Source organism: Klebsiella planticola ATCC 33531 (assembly GCF_000735435.1).
Taxonomy (GTDB): domain Bacteria; phylum Pseudomonadota; class Gammaproteobacteria; order Enterobacterales; family Enterobacteriaceae; genus Klebsiella; species Klebsiella planticola.
In genome coordinates this window covers 1-23,685 of sequence record NZ_JMPP01000039.1, presented here as the reverse complement: position 1 = coordinate 23,685, position 23,685 = coordinate 1, and the positions used below count along the sequence as shown (strand labels likewise).

Annotated in this window: 24 protein-coding genes; 12 read left to right on the top strand and 12 right to left on the bottom strand. The window is 55.7% G+C overall.

Annotation, left to right across the window (positions count from 1 at the left end):
• Together GRPL_RS09390 and GRPL_RS28450 are read right to left on the bottom strand one after the other, a co-directional pair.
• A partial coding sequence (locus GRPL_RS09390; RefSeq protein ID WP_032699748.1) for a M3 family metallopeptidase occupies positions 1 to 1,222 on the bottom strand: 1,222 nt, incomplete at its 3' end.
• 98 nt (positions 1,223 to 1,320) lie between these two features.
• Complete coding sequence (locus GRPL_RS28450) at positions 1,321 to 1,443, bottom strand: hypothetical protein (protein WP_255379489.1); 123 nt, start codon at positions 1,441 to 1,443, stop codon at positions 1,321 to 1,323.
• A gap of 520 nt (positions 1,444 to 1,963) precedes the next feature.
• Between GRPL_RS28450 and ydfG the strand changes: the two genes are divergently transcribed.
• Positions 1,964 to 2,713: a bifunctional NADP-dependent 3-hydroxy acid dehydrogenase/3-hydroxypropionate dehydrogenase YdfG gene (gene ydfG / locus GRPL_RS09395; protein ID WP_032687530.1), complete on the top strand. Its 750-nt coding sequence runs from the start codon at positions 1,964 to 1,966 to the stop codon at positions 2,711 to 2,713.
• 92 nt (positions 2,714 to 2,805) lie between these two features.
• Positions 2,806 to 3,492 (top strand): GntR family transcriptional regulator, encoded by a 687-nt coding sequence (locus tag GRPL_RS09400; protein WP_032687529.1) that lies wholly within the window; start codon positions 2,806 to 2,808, stop codon positions 3,490 to 3,492.
• 57 nt (positions 3,493 to 3,549) lie between these two features.
• Here GRPL_RS09400 and GRPL_RS09405 read toward each other — a convergent pair whose 3' ends face one another.
• The 5 genes from GRPL_RS09405 to GRPL_RS09425 all read right to left on the bottom strand — a co-directional run bounded on the left by GRPL_RS09405 (position 3,550) and on the right by GRPL_RS09425 (position 9,167).
• A complete protein-coding gene (locus GRPL_RS09405; RefSeq protein ID WP_032699747.1) occupies positions 3,550 to 3,981 on the bottom strand; it encodes a universal stress protein in 432 nt (143 codons plus the stop codon).
• Positions 3,982 to 4,289: 308 nt separating this feature from the next.
• Positions 4,290 to 5,753, bottom strand: a complete 1,464-nt coding sequence (locus tag GRPL_RS09410) for a mannitol dehydrogenase family protein (protein ID WP_032699745.1) — start codon at positions 5,751 to 5,753, stop codon at positions 4,290 to 4,292.
• 217 nt (positions 5,754 to 5,970) lie between these two features.
• Positions 5,971 to 7,347: an MFS transporter gene (locus tag GRPL_RS09415; protein ID WP_032699743.1), complete on the bottom strand. Its 1,377-nt coding sequence runs from the start codon at positions 7,345 to 7,347 to the stop codon at positions 5,971 to 5,973.
• Positions 7,348 to 7,396: 49 nt separating this feature from the next.
• Positions 7,397 to 8,410 (bottom strand): Zn-dependent oxidoreductase, encoded by a 1,014-nt coding sequence (locus tag GRPL_RS09420; RefSeq protein WP_032687524.1) that lies wholly within the window; start codon positions 8,408 to 8,410, stop codon positions 7,397 to 7,399.
• Between the two features lie 430 nt (positions 8,411 to 8,840).
• Entirely contained in the window at positions 8,841 to 9,167 is a 327-nt protein-coding gene (locus tag GRPL_RS09425) for a YnfA family protein (protein WP_004862432.1), read from the bottom strand.
• A 154-nt stretch (positions 9,168 to 9,321) separates the two neighbouring features.
• Here GRPL_RS09425 and GRPL_RS09430 point away from each other — a divergent pair, with 154 nt between their 5' ends.
• Positions 9,322 to 9,663 carry a DUF1283 family protein gene (locus tag GRPL_RS09430; protein ID WP_032687521.1) on the top strand — a complete coding sequence of 114 codons (342 nt, stop codon included), beginning with the start codon at positions 9,322 to 9,324 and terminating at the stop codon, positions 9,661 to 9,663.
• 61 nt (positions 9,664 to 9,724) lie between these two features.
• Positions 9,725 to 10,285, top strand: coding sequence for a spermidine N1-acetyltransferase (speG, locus tag GRPL_RS09435; RefSeq protein ID WP_004862437.1), 561 nt, complete (start codon positions 9,725 to 9,727; stop codon positions 10,283 to 10,285).
• On the opposite strand, the gene GRPL_RS09440 is transcribed toward speG, so the two are convergent.
• The gene (locus GRPL_RS09440; RefSeq protein ID WP_371315441.1) at positions 10,279 to 10,956 is read right to left on the bottom strand and encodes a YnfC family lipoprotein; all 678 of its coding nucleotides are present in this window, start codon (positions 10,954 to 10,956) and stop codon (positions 10,279 to 10,281) included. The genes speG and GRPL_RS09440 overlap by 7 nt on opposite strands.
• 135 nt (positions 10,957 to 11,091) lie before the next feature.
• Here GRPL_RS09440 and GRPL_RS09445 point away from each other — a divergent pair, with 135 nt between their 5' ends.
• From GRPL_RS09445 to clcB, 5 genes are all read left to right on the top strand, one after another.
• The gene (locus GRPL_RS09445) at positions 11,092 to 11,355 is read left to right on the top strand and encodes a DUF1161 domain-containing protein (protein ID WP_032687519.1); all 264 of its coding nucleotides are present in this window, start codon (positions 11,092 to 11,094) and stop codon (positions 11,353 to 11,355) included.
• A 144-nt stretch (positions 11,356 to 11,499) separates the two neighbouring features.
• On the top strand, positions 11,500 to 13,950 hold the full coding sequence (ynfE, locus tag GRPL_RS09450) for a selenate/tellurate reductase subunit YnfE (protein ID WP_032699741.1): 2,451 nt from the start codon (positions 11,500 to 11,502) through the stop codon (positions 13,948 to 13,950).
• Between the two features lie 54 nt (positions 13,951 to 14,004).
• A complete protein-coding gene (locus tag GRPL_RS09455) occupies positions 14,005 to 14,862 on the top strand; it encodes a dimethyl sulfoxide reductase anchor subunit family protein (RefSeq protein WP_032699740.1) in 858 nt (285 codons plus the stop codon).
• A gap of 42 nt (positions 14,863 to 14,904) precedes the next feature.
• Positions 14,905 to 15,513 carry a Tat proofreading chaperone DmsD gene (gene dmsD / locus GRPL_RS09460; RefSeq protein ID WP_032699738.1) on the top strand — a complete coding sequence of 203 codons (609 nt, stop codon included), beginning with the start codon at positions 14,905 to 14,907 and terminating at the stop codon, positions 15,511 to 15,513.
• A gap of 177 nt (positions 15,514 to 15,690) precedes the next feature.
• Positions 15,691 to 16,986 carry a voltage-gated ClC-type chloride channel ClcB gene (gene clcB, locus GRPL_RS09465; RefSeq protein ID WP_032699736.1) on the top strand — a complete coding sequence of 432 codons (1,296 nt, stop codon included), beginning with the start codon at positions 15,691 to 15,693 and terminating at the stop codon, positions 16,984 to 16,986.
• On the opposite strand, the gene bioD is transcribed toward clcB, so the two are convergent.
• The 3 genes from bioD to GRPL_RS09480 form a co-directional block, all read right to left on the bottom strand.
• Complete coding sequence (gene bioD, locus GRPL_RS09470) at positions 16,939 to 17,634, bottom strand: dethiobiotin synthase (protein WP_032687514.1); 696 nt, start codon at positions 17,632 to 17,634, stop codon at positions 16,939 to 16,941. The two genes, clcB and bioD, sit on opposite strands and share 48 nt — an antisense overlap.
• Before the next feature lie 127 nt (positions 17,635 to 17,761).
• Positions 17,762 to 18,982 carry a sugar metabolism global transcriptional regulator Mlc gene (gene mlc, locus GRPL_RS09475; RefSeq protein ID WP_032687686.1) on the bottom strand — a complete coding sequence of 407 codons (1,221 nt, stop codon included), beginning with the start codon at positions 18,980 to 18,982 and terminating at the stop codon, positions 17,762 to 17,764.
• Between the two features lie 124 nt (positions 18,983 to 19,106).
• Positions 19,107 to 20,009 carry a LysR family transcriptional regulator gene (locus tag GRPL_RS09480; protein ID WP_004862447.1) on the bottom strand — a complete coding sequence of 301 codons (903 nt, stop codon included), beginning with the start codon at positions 20,007 to 20,009 and terminating at the stop codon, positions 19,107 to 19,109.
• Between the two features lie 117 nt (positions 20,010 to 20,126).
• Here GRPL_RS09480 and GRPL_RS09485 point away from each other — a divergent pair, with 117 nt between their 5' ends.
• Positions 20,127 to 21,377: an MFS transporter gene (locus tag GRPL_RS09485; protein ID WP_032687512.1), complete on the top strand. Its 1,251-nt coding sequence runs from the start codon at positions 20,127 to 20,129 to the stop codon at positions 21,375 to 21,377.
• A 34-nt stretch (positions 21,378 to 21,411) separates the two neighbouring features.
• Here the strand turns inward: GRPL_RS09485 and GRPL_RS28165 are convergent, their stop codons facing one another.
• On the bottom strand, positions 21,412 to 21,504 hold the full coding sequence (locus GRPL_RS28165; protein WP_004862449.1) for a KPN_01571 family protein: 93 nt from the start codon (positions 21,502 to 21,504) through the stop codon (positions 21,412 to 21,414).
• Positions 21,505 to 21,771: 267 nt separating this feature from the next.
• On the opposite strand from GRPL_RS28165, the gene GRPL_RS09490 reads away from it, so the two are divergent.
• On the top strand, positions 21,772 to 23,259 hold the full coding sequence (locus GRPL_RS09490) for a carboxypeptidase M32 (protein WP_032687510.1): 1,488 nt from the start codon (positions 21,772 to 21,774) through the stop codon (positions 23,257 to 23,259).
• A 182-nt stretch (positions 23,260 to 23,441) separates the two neighbouring features.
• A partial coding sequence (gene asr, locus GRPL_RS26995; RefSeq protein WP_072010683.1) for an acid resistance repetitive basic protein Asr occupies positions 23,442 to 23,685 on the top strand: 244 nt, incomplete at its 3' end.

Here is a 23,685-nt window from a genome sequence, read left to right as displayed (position 1 = left end):
GACCTTCCCCGTTGGCGTCAAAGATCTCCCATACCCGGACGTCCGGGTGGTAAACCGGAATATCAAACCGTTCGACAAAGCGCAGGCCAAACAACTGCGACGCCGTCCAGAACACGCCATCCTGTAAAACGCGCTCGAGGGAGAAATAGGGTTTTAACTGTGCTTCATCGATGGCGAATGTCGCCCGGCGCACCTGTTCGCCGTAGTATAACCAGTCCCAGGCCTCGGCCTTAAAGCCGCCGCCCTCGCTATCAATCAGCTGTTGGATATCCGCCAGCTCGCGTTCCGCTCTTGCCCGGGCGGCCGGGGCTATCCGGCGCATGAACGCAAATGCCGCCTCGGGCGTTGCCGCCATTTGGTCGGCCATCGACCAGCTGGCGTAATCCGTCACGCCCAGCAGTTCGGCTTTACGGGCGCGAATCTCCGCCAGGCGAAGCACCAGCTCGCGAGTATCATTCGCATCGCCTTTCTGATTGCGTTTCCAGCCGGCGGCAAACAGATTCTCACGCGTCTGGCGACGGCGTAAGGCGAGTAACGCCGGCTGTTGAGTGGTGTTCAACAAAGGCAACAGCCAGCGGTCGCTTAGCCCTTTTTCCCGCGCGGCATCTGCGGCTTCAGCAATCTCTTCATCGCTGAGTCCCGCTAACTGTGCCGGGTCGTCAACCACCAGACCGCCGGATTTAACCGCCGCCAGCAGGCGCTGCTGAAACTGACTCTGCAAAGCCGCAGCCTGGGTATTCAAAGCCCGCAGCTCCGTTTTTTGCGCGTCAGCCAGGGTCGCGCCGGCCAGCGTAAAACGCTGCCAGGTGATCTCCAGCAGCCGGCGGGACTCGCTATCTGGCGGCAAGGTGTCTCGCTGCTGCCATACCTGCTTCACGCGCTGGAACAGCGCTTCGTTAAGCCAGATATCATTTCCCAGATCCGCCAGCTCAGCAGAGAATTGCTCATCAAGCGCCTGCAGCGTCGGGTTGGTATGCGCCCCGGCCATGGCAAAAAACACCCGGGTGACGCGCGCCAGCAGCTGCCCGCTCTGCTCGAGCGCGACCAGCGTGTTGGCAAAGTCCGCCGGCTGCGGATTATTCACTATCGCGGCGATCTCCTCCCGCTGACGGCGAACGCCTTCATCAAATGCCGGTCGGTAATGGGTGTCGTCAATCAGATCAAACTGAGGTGCCTGATAAGGCAACAGACTGACGCGCAAAAAAGGGTTATTGTCGGCCATCATCATCTCCTGGACTCGGTAATCCAGTAAGATTAGGCAACTCATTGATTGACCGCAATCATTTCCGCCGGCTGGCGAGCGGCGCTAGCCGAACACGGTCATAACAAAAAAAAGACAACGCTGGTCAGCAACAGCGCGCCCGTTACGCCAAGAATATCGATTGCCGTGCTGATTATGGTGGCGTGGGTCGGAATGCTCTCTTCTTCTTCCCATTCGTTCATCGGAACCCTCCTCAGGCAAAAAAGCGCCGACGCAAAAGGCCGGCGCGACAAGGATTTAAGTGTCAATCCTGCGCGCTTCTGTGGTGTGGCGGCAGAATAACAATCCCTATAATGCGTCGATGATCAATTCATGCCATGAATACATTCTTGTTTATTTTTCCACAAGGTTCGCATCATTGGCCAGCCGGCCACCTCTTTTCCCGCTAGCCAAAAGCGCCAGACCGCCCACTCTTGCCATAGCGATGTTTATCCCGGCGGAAGTCGCTTTCCCCCCGCTCACCGTCGCAATTACCTGTTTTGGAAACGTATTGCTTGTTCCACGGAGGTAGACTCTCTTTTCTTTTGTAGCTACAGTGCTGGTAACGAGCGGTTATCGTCATTGCTTAATCTTTTTGTGTTGTCCCCTGGCGCGCAGCAATACGCCGGCGGACCGTTTTTACGAAAAATATTAAGCAAGACGGTATTGAAATCCCCGGCATGAGACGGTTGGGGCATGATGAGAACATTGACAGGAGCGATGATGATTATTCTGATTACCGGTGCAACAGCAGGTTTTGGTGAAAGCATGACTCGCCGTTTTATCGCTAATGGTCACAAGGTGATCGCCACCGGGCGTCGTGAAGAGCGCCTGAAAACATTGCAGGATGAGCTGGGCAACAATCTCTACACCGCGCAACTGGATGTACGCAACCGCGCCGCGATTGAAGAGATGATTGCCGGGCTGCCGGCCGAGTGGCAGGCCATCGATGTGCTGGTCAATAACGCCGGTCTGGCGCTGGGCCTTGAGCCGGCGCATAAAGCCAGCGTTGAAGACTGGGAAGATATGATCGACACCAACAACAAAGGACTGGTCTATATGACCCGTGCCGTACTGCCGGGTATGGTTGAACGCAACCGCGGTCATATTATTAATATCGGTTCCACCGCCGGCAGCTGGCCCTATTCCGGCGGCAACGTTTACGGTGCGACCAAAGCCTTTGTGCGCCAGTTCAGCCTCAACCTGCGGACCGATCTGCACGGTACAGCCATTCGTGTGACCGATGTTGAGCCCGGCCTGGTCGGCGGTACTGAGTTCTCTAACGTGCGTTTTAAAGGCGACGATGCTAAAGCGGGTAAAGCCTACGAGAATACCCAGGCGTTAACACCGGAAGATGTGACCGAAGCGGTATGGTGGGTCGCTAACCTGCCTGCGCATGTCAATATCAACACGCTGGAAATGATGCCGGTCAGCCAAAGCTTTGCTGGTCTGAGCGTCCATCGCGCGGGTTAAAACCGACAGCCTGGCCGCTTTGCGGCCGGGTATGGGCGAATGGACAAATAACGCGTAAAATAGCGCATACCCCCCAATAAAAGTAACCATCAATGGCCGCAGAATTGCAACTTAATCCGACACAGCCTGTAAACCAGCAAATTTATCGTATCCTTCGCCATGATATCGTGCATTGTTTGATCCCGCCGGGTACCCCGCTGTCTGAGAAAGAAGTGTCTGTGCGTTTTAGCGTTTCCCGCCAACCGGTGCGTGAGGCTTTTATCAAACTGGCTGAGAATGGTCTTATTCAAATTCGTCCGCAGCGCGGCAGCTATGTCAATAAGATCTCACTTTCTCAGGTTCGCAACGGATGTTTCGTTCGCCAGGCTATCGAATGCGCCGTGGTGCGTCGTGCCGCCGGGATGATCACCGCCGAACAAATCTATCAGCTTGAGCAAAATCTTAATCAGCAGCGTATTGCCGTTGAGCGTCAGCAATTAAATGATTTTTTTCAGCTGGATGATGAGTTTCACCAAAAACTGTCGCTGATTGCCGACTGTCAGCTGGCGTGGGATACCGTCGAGAATATTAAAGCGACAATTGACCGGGTCCGCTACATGAGCCTCGATCACATTACGCCTCCGGAGATGCTGTTGCGTCAGCACCATCAAATTTTTCAGGCCCTGGAAAACCGTGATGCCGATGCGGTCGGTACCGCGATGAATATTCACCTGCATGAAATCAGTGAATCGGTATTATTAATTCGTCAGGAAAATCGCGACTGGTTTAGTGAAGAGTAAATGATTCCGGCGGCAGCCAAATAAACAGCAACACTGCCGCCCTGATTGATAAATACGCTAACGAACAACCAGCACCGGTATTTTTGCGTAGCGCAGGATAGATTCGGCGTTTGACCCGAGAAGATGGGTGGAAAGGCCCGGCGTGCGTGAGCCCACGACAATCACATCGAACTCGTCGGCAGTACCGATAGCCAGTATTTCATCGCGAACATTGCCAAATACTACCCGGGTATGAATTCGCGCAGCGGGAATCGAGAACAGACGAGACAGCGTCTGCATTTTCTTTTCCGATTCCGCTTGCATAAAAGTTTCGAATTTCTGAATATCCGCAGCGAATCCGCGTAAAACCGAACGACTGCTGTTTGGCAATACGTTTAATAACGTAATTTCGCCCTCTTCAGCCGACGCCAGGAACTCAGCATGACGTACCGCTTTATCACTCAAATCCATTTCAAACACATCGACGGGCAAGAGAATTTTCTTGTACATGTTCGACTCCTTTTTTCGAGGCACTTAATTTCACTGCGCACATCATGACATATTTATTTTCAGTTCCACACCGCTAATAACCCTGTAATCTGACATATTCATTAAAATAAACATCAATTATATATAGTTAACTCTGGATAGCTAAAGTTATGTATATTCAATGTCCTCGATCAATATTTTATAAAATATTCAATAAATATTTTTATATTCCAGGAAAACAACCGACCCGGATGTTAACAGACGCGGATTGCAAAAAATAAGACACCCGAATGGGTGTCTTAATATCAGGTCGACTGGGCGGGATAATGCTAGTGGGTCTGAGCCCAGGCGGCAACGGTCGCCTTCGCGCCCCGCTCTTTCAACGACAGCCAGGCGTTCGTCACGGCATCGACAAAACGGCCGTTCTGCGGCAAATCGTGGCCAAAGATGGCTTCGATACCCAGCAACGCTTTCACCCGTTCCGGCCCCTCCGCGCTGTTCTGGACCGCCTGCTGAATCACCGGCAGCAGCGGATCGCAGATCTCAATCGCCTGCCCCTGCTCATCAACGCCGCCGACATAGCACATCCAGCCCGCGATCCCCATCGCCAGCAGGCTGAAGTCGGTGCGCTGCGCGAGATGCCAGCGCACGGAATCCAGCATCCGCTGCGGCAGTTTCTGGCTGCCGTCCATCGCAATTTGCCAGGTGCGGTGCTTCAGCGCCGGGTTGCTGTAACGGTCGATGAGAAGCCCGGAGTAATGTTCCAGATCAACCCCCTGGACTTTCAGCGTCGGCGCCTGTTCGTTGAGCATTAAAGTGCGCGCCGCACGGCGGTAATTCTGATCCTGCATACAGTCATTGATATGCTGATAGCCGGCCAGATATCCCAGATAGGCGAGGAAAGAGTGGCTGCCGTTGAGCATACGCAGCTTCATCTCTTCAAAAGGCACTACGTCAGCGACCAGTTCGGCCCCCGCCTGTTCCCACGCCGGACGACCCGCCACAAAGTTGTCTTCAATCACCCACTGACGGAACGGCTCACAGGCTACGCCCGCCGGATCGCGCACCCCGGTCAACTGCTCGATTTTATCCAGCGTGTCGGCCGTCACGGCCGGCACAATGCGGTCAACCATCGTCGACGGGAAGGTCACCTGTTGCGCAATCCAGTCGGCGAGATCGCCGTCAATCGCACGCGCCAGGGCACAAACCACATTGCGCGTGACATGGCCGTTCTCCGGCATATTATCGCAGGACATCACGCTGAATGCCGGTAAGCCTGCGGCTTTGCGCCGCGCAAGGGCTTCAACGATAACGCCTGGCGCAGATTTCGGCTGGTGCGGATTCAGGATATCCGCAGCGATCAGCGGGTGTTCCAGCTGTATCTCGCCGGTGGACGGCGAGTGGCAATAGCCTTTTTCGGTAATCGTCAGGGATACAATCGCCACCTGAGGCTCACACATCTTCGCCAGCACGCTCTCCAGGCCGTCGACCTCTGCATGCATTGCTTGCTTAACCACGCCGACCACGCGGGCCGTCCAGGCATCCGCCGACATTTCGGCAACGGTATACAGGAGAGCCTGTTTCTGCAGATCGGCAATCTGCTGTTCGCCGCCAATCAGGTTAACTTCGGTGTAGCCCCAATCGCTCCCCTGTTCTGCCGCCAGAATATCGGCATAGACCGCCTGGTGTGCGCGATGGAATGCGCCAAAACCCAGATGGACAATGCGCGAAACCAGTTGGCTGCGATCGTAGGAAGGAAGCGTTGCCTTGGCTGTTAAAAGCGTGTTTTCCATGGTGACTCTCATTTTTATGATTACTGATCAACCATTCTCGAGGAGAATGCCTCTGTGAGGTGAACCATCTCATGCAATTGGTATAACATCTTTGATTTCCATCAACTACCATACAAGAAGATTTCACCATTCACAGTCTGTTTCACTAAGCGTGAGTTGAGGAAATAAAAAGCCGGGTTGCGCACCCGGCCAGCTTGCACGTCAGTCAGTCAACCGATCAGGTTAACTGACCGCTTCTCACCGTGCGATGTTGAGGAGTGGCATCCGCCGCATCGTCCAGCAAGCTCAGATCGCGGTCGCGCACTTCCGGCATAAGGAGAGCGGAGAGTAAACCAATAGACGAGTAACAAATCAGCATGGCGACAATCGGCCACCATGACCCCGTCATATTACAGAAAATACCTGCCAGCACCGGACCAAAACCCACAGCAACTAATCCACCGGTTTCTTTTGAAATTGCCATTCGCGTAAAGCGGTTACGCGAACCAAAGATTTCCGCCATCGTGATATTTTCCAGCGCGAACAGACCCAGCACGGCAATATTATGGATGACAATCAACGATGCCATAATTGCACCGACGCTGTAGCTCTTATCAACAATAATCGAGACCATCGGATATGCCAGTAAAATGGCGGTGATATTCACGATAATATAAGGTACGCGGCGACCGATTTTATCGGATAACCACCCGAGGAGAGGGATGGTGATAAAACCGATCCCGGAACTAATCATTAAGGCATCGGTTGGAATGGCTTTATCAAATAATAAGGTCTGTACCAGATAGCCGGCGAGGAACGTTTGCAATAACCCTGAATTACCCGCCTGACCAAAGCGTAACCCGGTTGCCAGCCAGAAGGATTTACTTTTCAGCATCGCGCCAAAGGTAGCCTCCCGATCCGCAGCGCCGGTTTTCAGCTCGCTTCCCTCGTTGACCTGTTCAAATACCGGACTTTCTTTAAGGTTCAGACGCAGCCAGATAGCGAATATCATCACCACTGCGCTGGCCAGGAACGGGATTCGCCATCCCCATGCCACCAGCTCTTCACGGTCAAGAAGGAAAAACATGATTGCCCAGATAGCCGTTGCGCTCAGCGTACCGCAGTTGGTACCCATTGCCACCAGCGACGAAATGATGCCGCGTTTCCCCTTTGGCGCATATTCGGCCAACATGGTACCTGCTCCGGAGATTTCAGCCCCGGCGCCCAGCCCCTGGATAATACGTAAAGTCACCAGCAACACGGGCGCAAAAATGCCTACCTGCGCATAGGTAGGCAACACCCCAATCAGGGTGGTACAAATGCCCATCATCGTAATAGTGATAAAGAGAACTCTTTTACGTCCGATCTTGTCCCCCATCCGGCCAAAGATAAAAGCACCGACGATTCGCGCAATATATCCCGCACCATACGTCCCCATTGCCAGAATGAGCGCCATGGCGGCTGATTGCTCAGGAAAAAAGATTTCATGAAAAACCAGCGCTGCCCCTAAAGAATAGAGTTGAAAGTCCATGAACTCCAGAGCGGTCCCTAACCACCCAGACACAGCCGCACGGATGAGATCGGCCGTTGTTCTCTCATTATTTACTGTAGTCATCATTATTTTCTCTAATTGTTAGAAGTCGAGCTTGCATTTATTATTAGAGTCAAAAGGTCAATAAAACCTTACAACAGCTCTTTCTGTCTTTTTCAAAAATTTCGATAGCATCAACAATATTCTGATATTCAAAAGCATGGGTAATAAGTGCTTCAGGATCAATTAACCCCTGCTCTAACCATGCTAATACAACGGGGAATTTATGCGCATTCAGCCGCGATGAAAATATAGACAGTTCTTTACCGGTAATACCTTGCTGGGCAACCTGAGAGGGTTCAGTTGAGAATCCCATGAGCACAATTCTGGCCGCCGGAGAGGCCAGCGTCACTGCCTCCTGAAAAATTGACGGGTGGCACGCCGCATCAATAATCAGCGTCGGTTTAATGCCTTTATCCTGCAGACATTCAGCTAATGACGTCTGACCGTTGTTGATAGTCCAGTCGGCACCATTGCGCTTCGCCATTTGCAGGCGTTCGTCGATCTGGTCAGTCACAATCACCTGCTTAACCCGATAGACCCGCTTTAGCACCTGAATCGTTGTTAAGCCCATCGGCCCGGCGCCGAATACCAGCGCGATGTCCTGATCCGTCGGTTTAACCTGTCCGGTGACGTTGGCAGCAATGGTGAAAGGCTCAACCATTACCGCGTGCCGATCGGGTACCGTGTCCGGCACTAGCCAGCAATTTTGAGCCGGCACAACCACATACTCGCTAAAACCGCCATCCCGGTGGACACCGAGAACCACCAGAGAAGTGCAGACGTTAGGTTTCCCCACTGAGCAAGGATAGCAATGACCACAGCTAATCACCGGGTCAACGCTCACCCGCTGGCCGACCTTCCTGTCCGTCACCCCATCGCCAACGGCGTCGATAATGCCGTAGAATTCATGGCCAATAACGCGGGGATATTTAGCAAAAGGATTATGCCCGCGGTAGATATGGCTATCGGAACCGCAAATCCCCGCCAGCTTAACCTTTACCCGCACTTCTCCCGGTGCAGGTTCCGGCCGCGCGCGTTCTTCGATGACCAGGTCATCAGGCTGACGAATCACAATACTCTTCACATTTCTCTCCTTACCAGTTCCACAAGTCTTCACTTCCAGTCCGGCCACAGGCAGACAGGCTGGTTCATACGGGATTTCGCAACCCGTTTTTCATCAAACACGATGCCCGGCACGGCTTTCTCCCGCGGACATATAGCCGTCGCAGCAGGTCCATCTGTGTGGTAAATCGCCATCAATTGATCAAAATTAAAACATCAGACCTACTACCATACAAGTATGAAGTTAAAAAAAGACGCGTTGTGTCACACTCTTACGGCGACGTGAAGGAGACAAGTGAGGTCTGCTGTAGCGCCGGAGACGGCAGGAAGCGAGGCGGTGAAATGCGCTTAGCCAGCGGGATTAACGGGACGCCGACGAATCGTCTCACCCACCGCGCTTAGCGAATGAACATCAGCGATATGGCTGTCTGCGTCGATTTTTACCACGCGCGTTAAGCGCGTCCCCAGCCAGCGACAATAATCAACATGCCGCACAGCGCAATCAGCGCCCCCGCCCAGTCATAATGGCTAAGCTTAACGCCATCGACAAAACGCAACCACAGCAGCGCGGTGCAGACATACACGCCGCCGTAAGCGGCATACACCCGCCCGCTTGCTGCCGGATGCAGCGTCAGCAACCAGACAAACATCATCAGCGCCAGACCTGCCGGAATTAACAGCAGCGGCGTTGCGCCGCGTTTTAACCATAGCCAGGGTAAATAACATCCGAGAATTTCACAGAGCGCGGTGGCAAAGAAAAGCAGCGTTGTTTTGAACATTAAAGACACGTAAAGAGAGCAGGTTGTTGGCCCATTTTACGCAATAATCTCCCTCTTCCCCACTCTTTTGTCGGATATGCCGGCGAAAAGAGATGTAGTAAACTGCCTGCAGATTGCAGGGGCTTCCCCTTTTTATCACTCAAAGGAAACCGTGATGAAAATGACACAGAACACACGTTGCTGCCTGACGGCTATGCTGGCGCTGAGCGCCGTACTTTTTACCGCATCGTCTTTCGCGCAAACCAGCAAGCTGGTGATTGAATCCGGCGATAGCGCACAAAGCCGCCAGCAGGCCACCATGGAAAAAGAGCAGTGGAACGACACTCGCTCTTTGCGTCACAAGGTCAACACCCGCACCGAAAAAGAGTGGGATAAGGCTGACGTCGCTTTTGATGCGCAGGACAACTGCCAGAAGAGCGCGAACGTCAACGCGTACTGGGAACCGAACACCCTGCGCTGCCTCGACCGCCGTACAGGTCGCGCCATTGCGCCCTAATCCGTCACGCATCCATGGCGCCCGCGGGCGCGATATTTAGCTTTTATCGACAGGAACAGCCATGACCGACGCATATTCAATCAAACTTCGTCCGCTCGAGCGTGAAGACTTACGTTTTGTCCACCAGCTCGATAACAATGCCAGCGTGATGCGCTACTGGTTCGAAGAGCCCTACGAAGCCTTCGTTGAGCTCTCCGACCTTTACGATAAACACATTCACGATCAGAGCGAACGCCGGTTTGTTATCGAATGTAATGGTGAAAAAGCCGGGCTGGTGGAGCTGGTTGAGATCAACCACGTCCATCGCCGCGCCGAATTCCAAATCATCATTTCACCGGATTATCAGGGAAAAGGTCTGGCGACACGCGCGGCGAAGCTGGCGATGGACTATGGTTTTACGGTTCTCAATCTGTACAAACTGTATCTCATCGTCGACAGCGAAAATGAAAAAGCCATCCACATCTACCGCAAGCTTGGGTTTATGGTAGAGGGAGAGCTGATTCATGAATTTTTCATCAACGGCGAATATCGCAACACCATTCGTATGTGCCTGTTCCAGCATCAGTATATTAGCGAACACCGCACCCAGGGGCAGTCGCTGCTGAAGCCCACGGCTCAGTAGTATTCGATACTGTTTTTGATGGTATAACGACGGGTCAGCGGCGGCTGAACGCTTTCATCGACCACCTGCAGCTGGCAATCAACCGGGTTATCGTGGCTATCGTAGTCACAGGTTTGACGCACGTTCCCCAGTTGACGATCGTTAAAGGTGCTGGTCGCCGTGTAATCCAGCTTTTTACGCGGATCCGTCGCCGGCGTGGAGATCACCGTAAAACGCTCATTTTTCGCCACGGTGGTTTTACCGGTCGGATAACCCTCGCTGTCATACCGGTAGGTGGCCGTCGTCTCTTTGCCACGCGCGGCCACCACAAAGCCGTTATCATCCGTCTCCCAGGTAATGCCTGCCGACGGCAGTTCCGCGAGCTGGCATTTTCCCTGCAGGCGCAGGCGTTTCTCGCGGGTGCGGGCATCAAGATAGAAGTTGGCATCCAGCATCAGCGTCGCGCCGGTATTATTTTCCCGATCTTCCAGGTCCAACAGATCGAAACAGCCCTCCCTGGACAGGCTTGCACTCACCCGTTTAACCACCTCATCGTGTTCGTCGAACAGCGTCTGGCTAAAATCTTTCACCGGGCCACGCAGCGGATCGAACTCGAACTCATTGGAAAAACTCGCCATTTCCGGCGTAAATGCTTCAGGCTTTTTCTGCGCATCGCAGGCGCTGAGCACCATCACCGCCGCTATCAGCAATAACCGTTTTTTCACGCCGAATCCCTTTTGTGTACATTGCAATCATATTAGCAAATACAATTGTTTACACCAGTTCTGCTATGCTTAAATCTGGATAACATTAATAAGGAGTCTATGATGAAACGCTCTCTCTGGCTATGCGCCGCTCTGCTGCTGGGTTCAACCTCGGCGCTGGCCGCTCCCGATTCCTGCGAACGCGTGAAGAACGATATTCAACAAAAGATCGTCAACAACGGCGTGCCGGCCTCAGGTTTTACTTTGGCGATCGTACCCAACGATCAACCCGATCAGCCCGGTGCCCAGGTTGTCGGCCACTGCGCTAACGACACCTTCAAAATTACCTATACGCGCAGCGCCGATTCCGACAGCGAAGTCCGTTAAGCACTTATTTTCATTCGAAGGATATTATCCCTGAGTTGACCAGGGATAATATCCTTCTACCCCACTTTGCGTATGATTGCTCGCCCATACACCGGAAAATGATACCGGCGATCTTTCAGCGGCAACACAACGATGGGGTGAGCCATGTCCAGTCAGGAACATTCTGGCGGCGTCAGCCGACGCACGTTAATCAAATCGTCTGCGATAGGCTCACTGGCGCTCGCCGCCGGTGGACTCTCGCTTCCTTTCAGTCTGCGTTCCGCTGCGGCGGCCGTTCAGCAGGCGACACAGAGTGAAGAGCGCATCGTCTGGGGCGCCTGTTCGGTAAACTGCGGCAGCCGCTGCGCGCTGCGTCTGCACGTTCGCGATAATGAAGTCACCTGGGTAGAAACGGATAATACCGGGATGGATAATTATGGCGATCATCAGGTACGCGCCTGTCTGCGCGGCCGCTCTATTCGCCGGCGAATCAATCACCCGGATCGCCTGAATTACCCGATGAAACGCGTCGGCAAACGCGGTGAAGGCAAGTTTGAGCGCATCAGTTGGCAAGAAGCGCTGGATACTATCGCCGGCAATCTGCAAAGAGTCGTCAAAGACTACGGCAACGAGGCGGTTTACATTAACTATTCGTCGGGGATTGTCGGCGGCAATATGACCCGTTCTTCGCCTTCGGCCTCGCCGGTCACCCGCCTGATGAACTGCTATGGCGGGTCGCTGAATCAGTACGGCACTTACAGTACCGCCCAGATTGCCTGCGCCATGCCCTATACCTACGGCAGTAATGAGGGCAACAGCACCTCAGATATCGAAAACAGCAGACTGGTGGTGATGTTCGGTAATAACCCGGCGGAAACCCGCATGAGCGGCGGCGGCATTACCTGGTATCTCGAGCAGGCCCGCGAACGCTCCAACGCGCGCATGATTGTCATTGACCCCCGCTATACCGATACTGCCGCCGGGCGGGAAGATGAATGGATCCCGATCCGTCCAGGCACCGACGCCGCACTGGTAGCCGGTATCGCCTGGGTACTGATTAACGAGAATCTGGTCGATCAGCCGTTCCTGGATAAATACTGCGTCGGCTACGACGAAAAAACCCTTCCCGCCGGCGCCCCGCCAAACGGTCACTACAAAGCCTATATTCTCGGCCACGGCGAGGACGCTACCGCCAAAACGCCGCAGTGGGCGTCGCGGATCACCGGGATCCCCGTCGACCGAATCATTAAGCTGGCCCGCGAAATTGGCACCACCCGACCCGCCTGTATTTGCCAGGGCTGGGGACCGCAGCGCCAGGCTAACGGGGAGCTGGCTTCCCGGGCGATTGCCATGCTGCCGATTCTGACCGGTAACGTCGGCATTAACGGCGGTAACAGCGGCGCGCGCGAATCGACCTATACCCTGACTATTGAGCGCCTGCCGGTGTTGGTCAATCCGGTCAAAACCGCCATCTCCTGCTTTAGCTGGACCGACGCCATCGCGCGCGGCCCGGAGATGACCGCGCTGCGTGACGGCGTCAGAGGCAAAGATAAGCTGGATGTCCCGATTAAGTTTATCTGGAACTACGCCGGGAATACCCTCGTCAACCAGCATTCTGATATCAACAAAACCCACGAAATTCTCAAGGACGAGAAAAAATGCGAGATGATCGTGGTGATCGAAAACTTTATGACCTCTTCGGCGAAGTATGCCGACATTCTGCTGCCGGACCTGATGACCGTCGAACAGGAAGACATTATCCCTAACGACTACGCCGGGAACATGGGCTACCTGATTTTTATTCAGCCCGCGACCCCGGCAAAATTCGAACGCAAACCGATCTACTGGATCCTCAGTGAAGTGGCAAAACGCCTCGGCGATGATATTTATCAACGCTTTACCGAAGGTCGCACCCAGGAGCAGTGGCTCCAGTATCTGTACGCTAAAATGCTGGCCAGAGATCCGGCGCTGCCCTCCTATGAGGCCCTGAAAGCAATGGGGATTTACAAGCGTAAAGATCCGGACGGCCATTTTGTCGCCTATCGCGATTTTCGTGCGGACCCGCTCTCACACCCGTTAAAAACGCCCTCCGGCAAAATTGAGATTTACTCCAGTCAGCTGGCGGATATTGCTGCCCGTTGGCAGTTGCAAACGGATGAAACGATCGACCCGTTGCCGATTTACGCCTCCACTTTCGAAGGCTGGGATGACCCGCTGCGCGACCAGTTCCCGCTGCAGCTTTTCGGTTTTCACTACAAAGCCCGAACCCACTCCAGCTACGGGAACGTCGATGTGCTGCAGGCCGCCTGCCGCCAGGAGGTATGGATCAATCCGCTTGATGCCGGGAAGCGCGGAATTAAAAACGGCGATCTGGTACGCGTCTTCAACCCGCGCGGCGAATTGCATATTCCGGCGAAAGTTACGCCGCGTATCATGCCCGGCGTAGCGGCCATGGGCCAGGGAGCATGGCATGACGCCAGCATGGACGGTGACCGCATCGATCGTGGCGCCTGCATTAATACCCTGACCACCCATCGCCCTTCACCGCTGGCCAAAGGAAATCCACAGCATACGAACCTCGTTGACATCGCCAGAATCGAGGGCCCGGCGTCATGATCTCCCGGAAGCAATGTCACGCAGACGGCCTGACAACACGCAAGGAGATCGTCCATGGGTAGTGGATGGCATGAATGGCCGCTGGTGCTGTTTACGGTGCTCGGTCAATGCGTGGCGGGAGCAACTATCGTCAGCGGCCTGGGATGGCTGTCGCTGACAGATAACTCCGAGGCCCGGCAGCGTCTGGTCAAGCGCATGGTCTTTCTCTGGCTCATGATGGGGGTCGGTTTCCTGGCGTCGGTTATGCATCTGGGATCGCCGCTCCGGGCATTCAACTCTCTTCATCGCATTGGCGCCTCGGCGCTCAGTAATGAAATCGCCAGCGGCGCCCTGTTCTTCGCCGTCGGCGGCTTCTGGTGGTTGCTGGCGAGGCTCGGCAAACTGCCTGCCTCCCTCAGCCGCCCCTGGCTGCTGCTGAGCATGCTGCTGGGCGTCATGTTTGTGCTGGCGATGACCCGGGTGTACCAGATTGAGACCGTCCCGACATGGTATAGTGGCGGCACGACAACATCCTTCTTTCTGACGATGGCGCTGAGCGGGCCGCTGTTCGCCGCGCTATTATTGCGGGCAGCTAACGTCGAGTTCAACGGGCGCTTTTTCGCCTCCTTGAGCGTGCTGGCGCTGTTTGTCAGCGTTGCGCTGGTGATTCAGCAGGGCGTTGAACTCAACGAGATTCAGAGTTCAGTGCAGCGCGCCGGCGCGCGGGTGCCAAATTATGCCGCGTTACAGATCTGGCGCATCGCGCTGCTGGCATCTGGGCTGGGCTGCTGGATCTGCCCGCTTTGCCGGAACCAAACCCCGCGCCCAGGCAGTTTGTTCATCGGACTGCTGCTGGTTCTGGCCGGAGAACTTATTGGCCGCGGTCTGTTTTATGGTCTGCATATGACCGTCGGCGTGGCGATTGCTGGTTAATATTCAGGCGTGGCACCGTCCCGCCGCAGTAAGGAAGCGTACATGATACAAGCTCACTACCGCGACGCCGTCGCGTTGAGCGCCCGCACCCTGGGCGCCCTGTTTTCATTTACCCCGGAAAGCGAGCAGGCCGCACCGCTGGTAGCAGCCCTACGAGACGGCAGCTGGCGGGCGCAATGGCCGTTTCCGGTAGCCGATTCGCTGGCGACCGGGTTTGCCGACGCCAGCGATGAACCGCTCCCCCAGGCCTGGCAACGCCTGTTTATTGGTCCTTGGGCGCTGGCCGCGCCGCCGTGGGGTTCGGTCTGGTTGGATAAAGAGAATGTGCTGTTCGGCGACTCCACTCTGGCATTGCGGGAGTGGATGCGAGCGAACGGAATTGGCCACGCGGCGCAGAGCCAGGAGCCGGAAGATCATTTCGGCACGCTCCTGCTGCTGGCCGCCTGGCTGTGCGAGTCCGGGCAGGAGGAGGCGTTTTCGCAGCTTCTCGCCTGGCACCTGCTTCCCTGGTCCGGCCGCTTCCTCGAGGTGTTTATCGCCGGGGCCGGGCACCCCTTTTATCAATCCCTCGGACAGCTGGCTCAGGTGACCCTCGCCGAATGGCAGCGCCAGCTTCCCATTGCCGTCGCCGACAAACCGCTTTATCGCTAAACGCACCGCCATGTCGGGAAGACTGACATGGCGTTTTTAGTGACAACGTCACGCAGACAGCTTATTTAAGCGCCCGCATCCGCTCGCTGTTTCAGCGTCACCGGCATTTATAGCTTTTGCGTCTAAGCTTATTTCCTATCACAATAAGCTTATGTTTCCCGCTAACCGTAACCGCTGATGCACCGTCTGCATAATTATCCTGCTGTTCAGGTCATGTTCCGTCGCCTGCTGATTGCGACTCTGGTCGGTATTCTGGCGGCGCTGGCCGTTGCGTTATTTCACTCGTCGATGGCGATCCTGGAACGGCTCTTTCTCAACGATCATAGCGGGAGTCTGGTTAATGCCGCCGAGGGACTACCCGGCTGGCGACGTCTGCTCACGCCGGCGGCGGGAGGACTGGCAGCCGGCGCCCTGCTCTGGTTCTGGCAATGTCGGACCCGCCAGCGCCCGCATGCGCCCACCGACTACATGGAAGCGCTGGACACCGGAGACGGTCAGTTAGATACCCCCGCCAGCCTGGTTAAATCCCTGGCGTCCTTGTTAGTGGTGACCACCGGCAGCGCGATTGGTCGCGAAGGCGCGATGATTTTGCTGGCCGCCCTGGCCGCGTCGCTGTTCGCCCGCCGCTTTACGCCAAAAACAGAATGGAAGCTGTGGGTCGCCTGTGGGGCCGCCGCCGGGATGGCCAGCGCCTATCACGCACCGCTGGCGGGTAGCCTGTTTATTGCCGAAATTTTATTTGGCACGCTGATGCTTGCGTCACTGGGTCCGGTGGTCATTTCCGCGGTTATCGCCCTGCTGGTCACGCAGTTGATCAACGGTGGCGCATCGCCGCTGTATCAGGTGGAGTTTCATGAGATGCTGACCGCACTCCACTATGCGCTGATGCTCGCTACCGGACTGCTGGCCGGACTTTGCGGGCCGCTGTTTATCGCGATGATGAGCTACAGCCACCGCTGTTTTTTACGCATGAAGCTCTCACCGCCGTGGCAGCTGGCGCTCGGCGGAATGATTGTCGGCCTGCTGTCGCTGGTCACGCCTGCGGTGTGGGGTAATGGTTACAGCACGGTGCAGCATTATCTGCAGTCACCGCCGCTGTTTAGCGCCATCGCGGTGGTCCTGGTGTGCAAACTGTTCGCGGTGCTGGCCAGCAGCGGATCCGGCGCGCCGGGCGGCGTGTTTACCCCTACGCTGTTCGTCGGGCTGGCGATGGGCATGCTGTTTGCCAGCTTCAGCGGGCTGTGGCTGCATCACGATCAAGAGCTGGCGATTATGATTGGTCTGACCGGAATGGCGACCTTTCTGGCGGCCACGACGCATGCGCCGATTATGTCGACATTGATGATCTGTGAAATGACCGGGCAATACCTGTTACTGCCCGGCTTATTGATTGCCAGCGTACTGGCATCGGTGCTCTCCCGGACGTTACGCCAGGACTCTATCTACCGCCATCACGTCGCCGAGCATGGTTAGGTCTATATACTGGCTCAGCTCACGCTGTTCGGCGCGCGGCAGGTAGGGAAGCTCGCCGATCAGCGGCCCAGGCAGCTTTTTACTCAGCACCTCGATGATTTCGGCGTAATGCGCTAAGCCTGGGTTAATGCGGTTTGCCACCCAGCCAATCATCGGCAGACCGTCGTTGGCAATGGCCTGGGCGGTCAGCAGAGCATGGTTAATGCAGCCTTCCTGGATGCCTACGACCATCACCACCGGAAGCTGCTCCTGCACCACCCATTCCGAAAGCGGACGCAGGTCGTTCATCAGACTCCGCCAGCCGCCGGTCCCCTCAACCACCACATGATCGACCTGCCCGCTCAGGCGCTGAAGACCATCCGACAGCAGCCCATAGTTTATCGGGCAGCTGTGCGCCACGCTGCTCTCATCTTCGCTTAATGCTATGGGATTGACAGCATCATACGGTAACGCCAGCGACGACACGCTTTGTAAAATCAGCGCATCTTTGTTACGCAATCCGTCCGGCGTCTCTTTGCTGCCCTTCGCCACAGGCTTGTATCCCGCGACGCTTTTGCCGCTGGCAGCAAGTGCCTGCAACAGCGCACGAGAAACCACTGTCTTCCCGACAGAGGTGTCAGTACCTGTTATAAAGAAACGCTTAAACATCATTAACCCCACAGTTATGTTGATGATTTATACAGAAGAGAAGGAATAAACTGTGGGAAAAGTCTACGCGAAGCCGCCGGATACCAGCTTGAGATAGCGCAATTTTTGGTGTGACTATGAAAAAATGTTAACCCTGTAACAGTCGAATTAGCAGAGATCCGTTATAGAGGGCATCCTTCACCAGCGCTGCGCCGGCCATCGTTCCACGGTTAGAAAACTGCGTACTTTCAACGGTAATATGCCGGCTGTAGGCAGGCAGGGATTGTTGCCGAATACAATCTGAAATGGCGGGAAATAAGATATCGGCCGCCAGACTAAACGGCGAGCCAATGAGGATTTTTTGCGGGTTGAACAAATTGACCATGATCGCCAGAATCCGCCCGACGTGCTGGCCCACGCCGCTAATAATATCCCGCGCCAGCAAATCGCCCTGCAGCGCCGCCTGGCACAGCCACTCCACGCTCAACGGCTGCTGATGCAGCATCGAACTCATTGATTTCGTCATTCGCACCTGGGCCAGCTCCAGCACGCTTTCGACGCTGGCGATAGTCTCCAGGCAACCGTGGTTACCGCAGTAGCATCGCTTGCCATAGGGATCGACCTGGGTATGACCGATCTCGACCAGACTGCTGCTGCCCGCATGCAGCAGGCGACCATCGGTAATCACCCCGGCGCCGACGTTATGATCAATCACCACCTGAATAACGTCCCGCGCCCCGCGGGAGGCGCCAAACAGCGACTCCGCCATCGTCCAGGCGCTGATATCATGCTGGATATAGACCGAGACGCCGGTGTGGTTCGCCAGAACCTCGCCAAGGGGCAGATCTTTGACCTCTTCATAAAATGGCATCCGGTGAATCACGCCGTTTTCGGTATCAATGATGCCCGGCATGGTAACGGCGATGGCGGTCAGACGTTCCAGTTTCTTTTGATGGCGGATAAAGAACTGGTCGATATGTTCAACAACACGCGTCAGGAACGGCTGTTCATGCTGGAGCGCCAGCTCAAGCTGCTCCTCAACCACCAGCTTGCTGCTGAGATCGCGTAACGCAAGGTGAATTTCACCGCGGCTGATTCGCACGGAGAGATAGTGCCAGGCCTCGGTCTCAACCATCAGCCCTACGGCGGGACGCCCGCGACTCCCCGGCTCCTGGATTTCCGTCTCCTGAACCAGATGCGCTTCGAGCATTTCACGCACGATTTTTGTAATGCTGGCCGGCGCCAGTTGCGCAAAACGGGAGAGGTCGATGCGCGACACCGGGCCAAGCTGATCAATCAGGCGATATACTGCTCCTGCATTGGTCTGCTTTATTTGATCGATATGGCCTGGCTGACTGTCCGCTACCACCATTGACTCCCTTTATTTTCGCGCTTCGAAATAAACTTTTAGCTATGGTGAAGCACTTGGGTAGCACTCGTCAAATTTTTACTTAGCCTTGTGATTTACCGCACATTTTTGACTGTTTTTAGTCTTAATTATTCACCGCAGCGGCGGCAAGAAGGTATTCACGAAAGCGTTGTGCCGCCTGGCTCTGTTCATGATGCTTCGACCACACCAGCCACATTTCCGAAACGGCATCCTGTTCTTTGATGGGTAGCCAGCGCATCTCGTTGAGCTGCACCCGCTTAAACGACGCCGGTAATATCGATACCCCCAGTCCGGAAGCCACCAGGCCGATAATCGTCATCGCCTCGCCCACTTCCTGGGCGATCATCGGCGTCTGACCATAGCGTCGCATCAGCCCCAGAATGTCGTCATACAGCCCGGTACCGACGTGCGGGTCAAAAAAGACGAACGGTTCGCGAGCCAGCTCGATCAGGCTTACCGCCTCCTGACGCGCCAGGGGATGGTCGCTCGGCACCATTGCCAGCAGCGGTTCGCGCAGCACCCGTTCCCAGACTAGCGTCTCCGGCAACTGCGTATTGCGCATCAGCCCCAGATCGAGGGCGCCTTCATTCAGCGGCACAATCTGCTCGCGGGTATTGGTTTCCCGGGTCTGGATATGCACGTCCGGGTAACGGCGGCGAAAGGTGGACAGCGTATCGGAAACCGCCTTGATGAACGGCGCGGAGGAGGTAAAGCCGATGTGCAGCTCCCCGGTTTCACCATGATGCAGACGGCTTGCGCGCGCCGCCGCGTCGTCGACCAGGCTGAGGATGTGCCGGCTATCGGCAAGAAACTGCCGGCCCGCCGCCGTCAGGCTCACGCTGCGGTTGGTTCTGGCGAAGAGGCGTGCGCCAATCTGCTGTTCAAGTATCTGAATCTGCTGGCTTAACGGTGGCTGGGAAATGTTCAGCCGTGCCGCAGCCCGACCAAAATGGAGCTCTTCGGCGACGGCAATGAAGTAGCGGAGATGGCGCAGCTCGATATTCATATCTAAAACGTCTTATTTGAGATTATTAATATATTAGACAGAATATTTACATTTTCATACCCTTAAAATGTGATCTGTGATGTTTCCTAACTCTGTGTTCTCAGCAAGGATTTTTCCGTGAGTCGTACAACTACCGTTGACACCGTGCCGGCAAGCGAGGTCAGCGACAATGTTATATCCCAGCCAAATCAGTTTATTAAGCGCGGTACCCCCCAGTTTATTCGGGTCACTCTCGCCCTCTTCTCCGCCGGTCTGGCCACTTTCGCCCTGCTCTACTGCGTCCAGCCGATTCTGCCGGTGCTCTCGAGCGAATTTGGCGTGACTCCCGCCAGCAGCAGCGTTTCGCTGTCGATTTCCACCGCGATGCTCGCCGTTGGCCTGCTGTTTACCGGCCCGCTTTCGGATGCGATCGGCCGTAAACAGGTGATGGTCACCGCGCTGGTGCTGGCCTCATGCTGTTCTTTACTGTCTACGATGATGTCGAGCTGGCACGGTATTTTGATTATGCGGGCGCTGATTGGCCTGTCGTTAAGCGGCGTAGCGGCGGTCGGGATGACCTATCTGAGTGAGGAGATCCACCCCAGCGTCGTCGCCTTTTCCATGGGGCTGTACATCAGCGGCAACTCGATTGGCGGAATGAGCGGTCGTCTGCTGACCGGGGTTTTCACCGACTTTTTCGGCTGGCGCGTTGCGCTGGCGGTGATCAGCTGCTTTGCGCTCGCCTCGGCCATTATGTTCTGGCGAATCCTGCCGGAATCGCGACACTTCCGCCCGAGTTCGCTGCGCCCTAAAACCCTGCTGATTAACCTGCACCTGCACTGGCGCGATCGCGGGCTGCCGCTGCTGTTCCTTGAAGGATTCCTGCTGATGGGGTCTTTTGTCACCCTCTTCAACTACATCGGCTATCGCCTGATGATGTCGCCATGGTCGCTGAATCAGGCGGTGGTTGGCCTGCTCTCCGTCGCCTATCTGACCGGCACCTGGAGTTCCCCAAAGGCCGGAGCGATGACCGCACGCTACGGCCGCGGCCCGGTGATGCTTGCCTTTACCGCCGTCATGCTGGCCGGGCTGACGCTGACCCTGTTTTCCTCTTTGTGGCTGATATTTGCGGGCATGCTGCTGTTCTCCGCCGGTTTCTTTGCCGCTCACTCGGTAGCCAGCAGCTGGATTGGTCCTCGTGCGCGCCGCGCCCGCGGCCAGGCATCGTCGCTGTACCTGTTCAGCTATTATCTCGGTTCCAGTATTGCGGGGACAGTAGGTGGGGTATTCTGGCATAACTACGGCTGGAACGGCGTGGGTGGTTTTATCGCGCTGATGCTAATGGCCGCACTGCTTACCGGCGTTTGCCTGCACAAACGTCTGCAATAATCTCTCTTTACGTGGCCTTTATTGGCCACGTCTTTCACCACATGCCCAGTACCGACGACGCACCCAATAACTCTCTGACGGCATCGATAGACAGCAGTGCAATAAACAGCATAGTGAACGGATTCATAATGACTCCCGAACTGCGGCCTGTGCTTCAATAAGTTTAGCTGCTGCTCAAAAAGAATCCGCTATTCTGGCCACATCAATGTGACAATATTGCGATCCTGCCTCCGGGCGGGTGAAAACTGGCGCTATCGTCCGTCATGCCCCGCTCGCGCGTCGGGCCCGCGGCACGGCGCGCCTTGCGTCTCGTGTGGAAGATTAGCGCGGATCAGGATAGTGTAGAGGCCAACGGGCAACGCCTTTCGTTCACTCGCCACAGGCCAAACAAAACATGACTGACAACAAAAACTATCAGCAGCTTACCCGCACTTTCCAGCGTCTTTCTCGCTTCTCGCATCTCGGCGCTATCGCCGGCTGGGATATGTTCGCCATGATGCCGCCGGGCGGCAGCGCCGCGCGAGGAGAGGCGCTGGCAGAACTGGGCGTGCTGCAACATCAAATTCTGACGGATAAGAGCGTGGCTGAAGCGTTGCGCAACGCACGCCAGGAAAACCTGAATGACGTTGAACAAGCTAATCTGCGCGAAATGACCCGCCAGTACGAACAGGCGGCGCTGCTGCCGGAAAGTCTGGTTGAGGCCAAATCACTGGCGGGCAGCCGCTGCGAACACGCCTGGCGCAGCCAGCGTCCGGCGAACGACTGGGACGGTTTTGCCGAAAACCTGCGCGCGGTGGTGAAACTGAGCCGTGAAGAAGCGGCGATTCGCGCCGGGGCGAAAGGCGGCTCTCGCTATGATGCCCTGCTGGATATTTTCGAACCGGATATGACCAGCGCGCGGCTTGACGTGTTGTTTGCCGATCTCAAATCCTGGCTGCCGACCCTGCTCGCCAGCGTCGTCGAAAAGCAGTCCCTGAACCCGCCCGTTGCGCCGCAGGGGCCATTCCCGATCGCCGGGCAGCGTGAGCTGGGACTGGAAGCGATGCGGATTCTGGGCTTTGATTTTGATGGCGGGCGTCTGGATATCAGCGCCCATCCGTTCTGCGGCGGCGTGCCGCAGGATGTGCGCATCACCACCCGCTATAACGAAGAGGACCTGCTCAGCGCCCTGTTCGGGGTGATTCATGAAACCGGTCATGCGCGCTATGAACAGAACCTGCCGCGAAAATGGCTCGATCAACCGGTGGCGCTGGCCCGCTCAACGGCGATTCACGAATCGCAAAGCCTGTTCTTCGAAATGCAGCTCGGACGCAGCGATGCTTTCCTGAAACGCCTGCTGCCGGCCGTGCGTCAGCGTTTTGGCGAACAGCCGGCCTTCAGCACTGAGAATTTCATTGCCTGGAACCAGCGCGTTAAGCCGGGTTATATCCGCGTGGATGCTGACGAGGTCAGCTATCCGGCGCATGTTATCCTGCGCTATGAGATTGAACGAGCGCTGATCGATGGTGACATCGAGGTGGAGGATATTCCCGCGCTGTGGGATGAGAAAATGCGCAGCTGGCTGGGACTCTCTACCACCGGCAATTATCGTAATGGCTGTATGCAGGACATTCACTGGACCGATGGCGGGTTTGGTTACTTCCCTTCTTATACCCTCGGCGCCATGTACGCCGCACAGCTGATGGCCGCCGCGAAGCGCGCGTTGCCACAGCTGGAGACCAACATTGCCAACGGTGATTTCTCGACGCTGTTTGCCTGGCTACAGCAGAATATCTGGCAGCACGGCAGCCGGTTTAGCACCTCACAGCTGATCATCAACGCCACCGGGGAAGATCTGAACAGCGACTATTTCCGCCAGCATCTTACCGCGCGCTACCTGTAAAGCCCTCCGTCGCGCCGGGGCACTCCCGGCGCTCAGCGAAATATCCTCGTCTCCGTTTCGGTTGTACATATCGTTACACGCCGATACCAAACACTCACGGAAAGCCAGAAAAGACAGGCATATAGTTCTTTCAACGGCCCCGCAGTGGGGTTCATTGAAAAAACAATTTCGAGGATATCAGAATGAAAAAAGTATTAGCTCTGGTCGTTGCCGCTGCTATGGGTCTGTCTTCTGCTGCTTTCGCTGCTGATGCAGTAAGCACCACTCAGGCTCCGGCTGCTGCAACTCACAGCACCACTGCCAAGACCACCCATCATAAAAAACACCACAAAGCCGCTGCCAAACCAGCCGCTGAACAGAAAGCCCAGGCTGCGAAAAAACACCACAAAGCCGCCGCCAAACCAGCCGCTGAACAGAAAGCTCAGG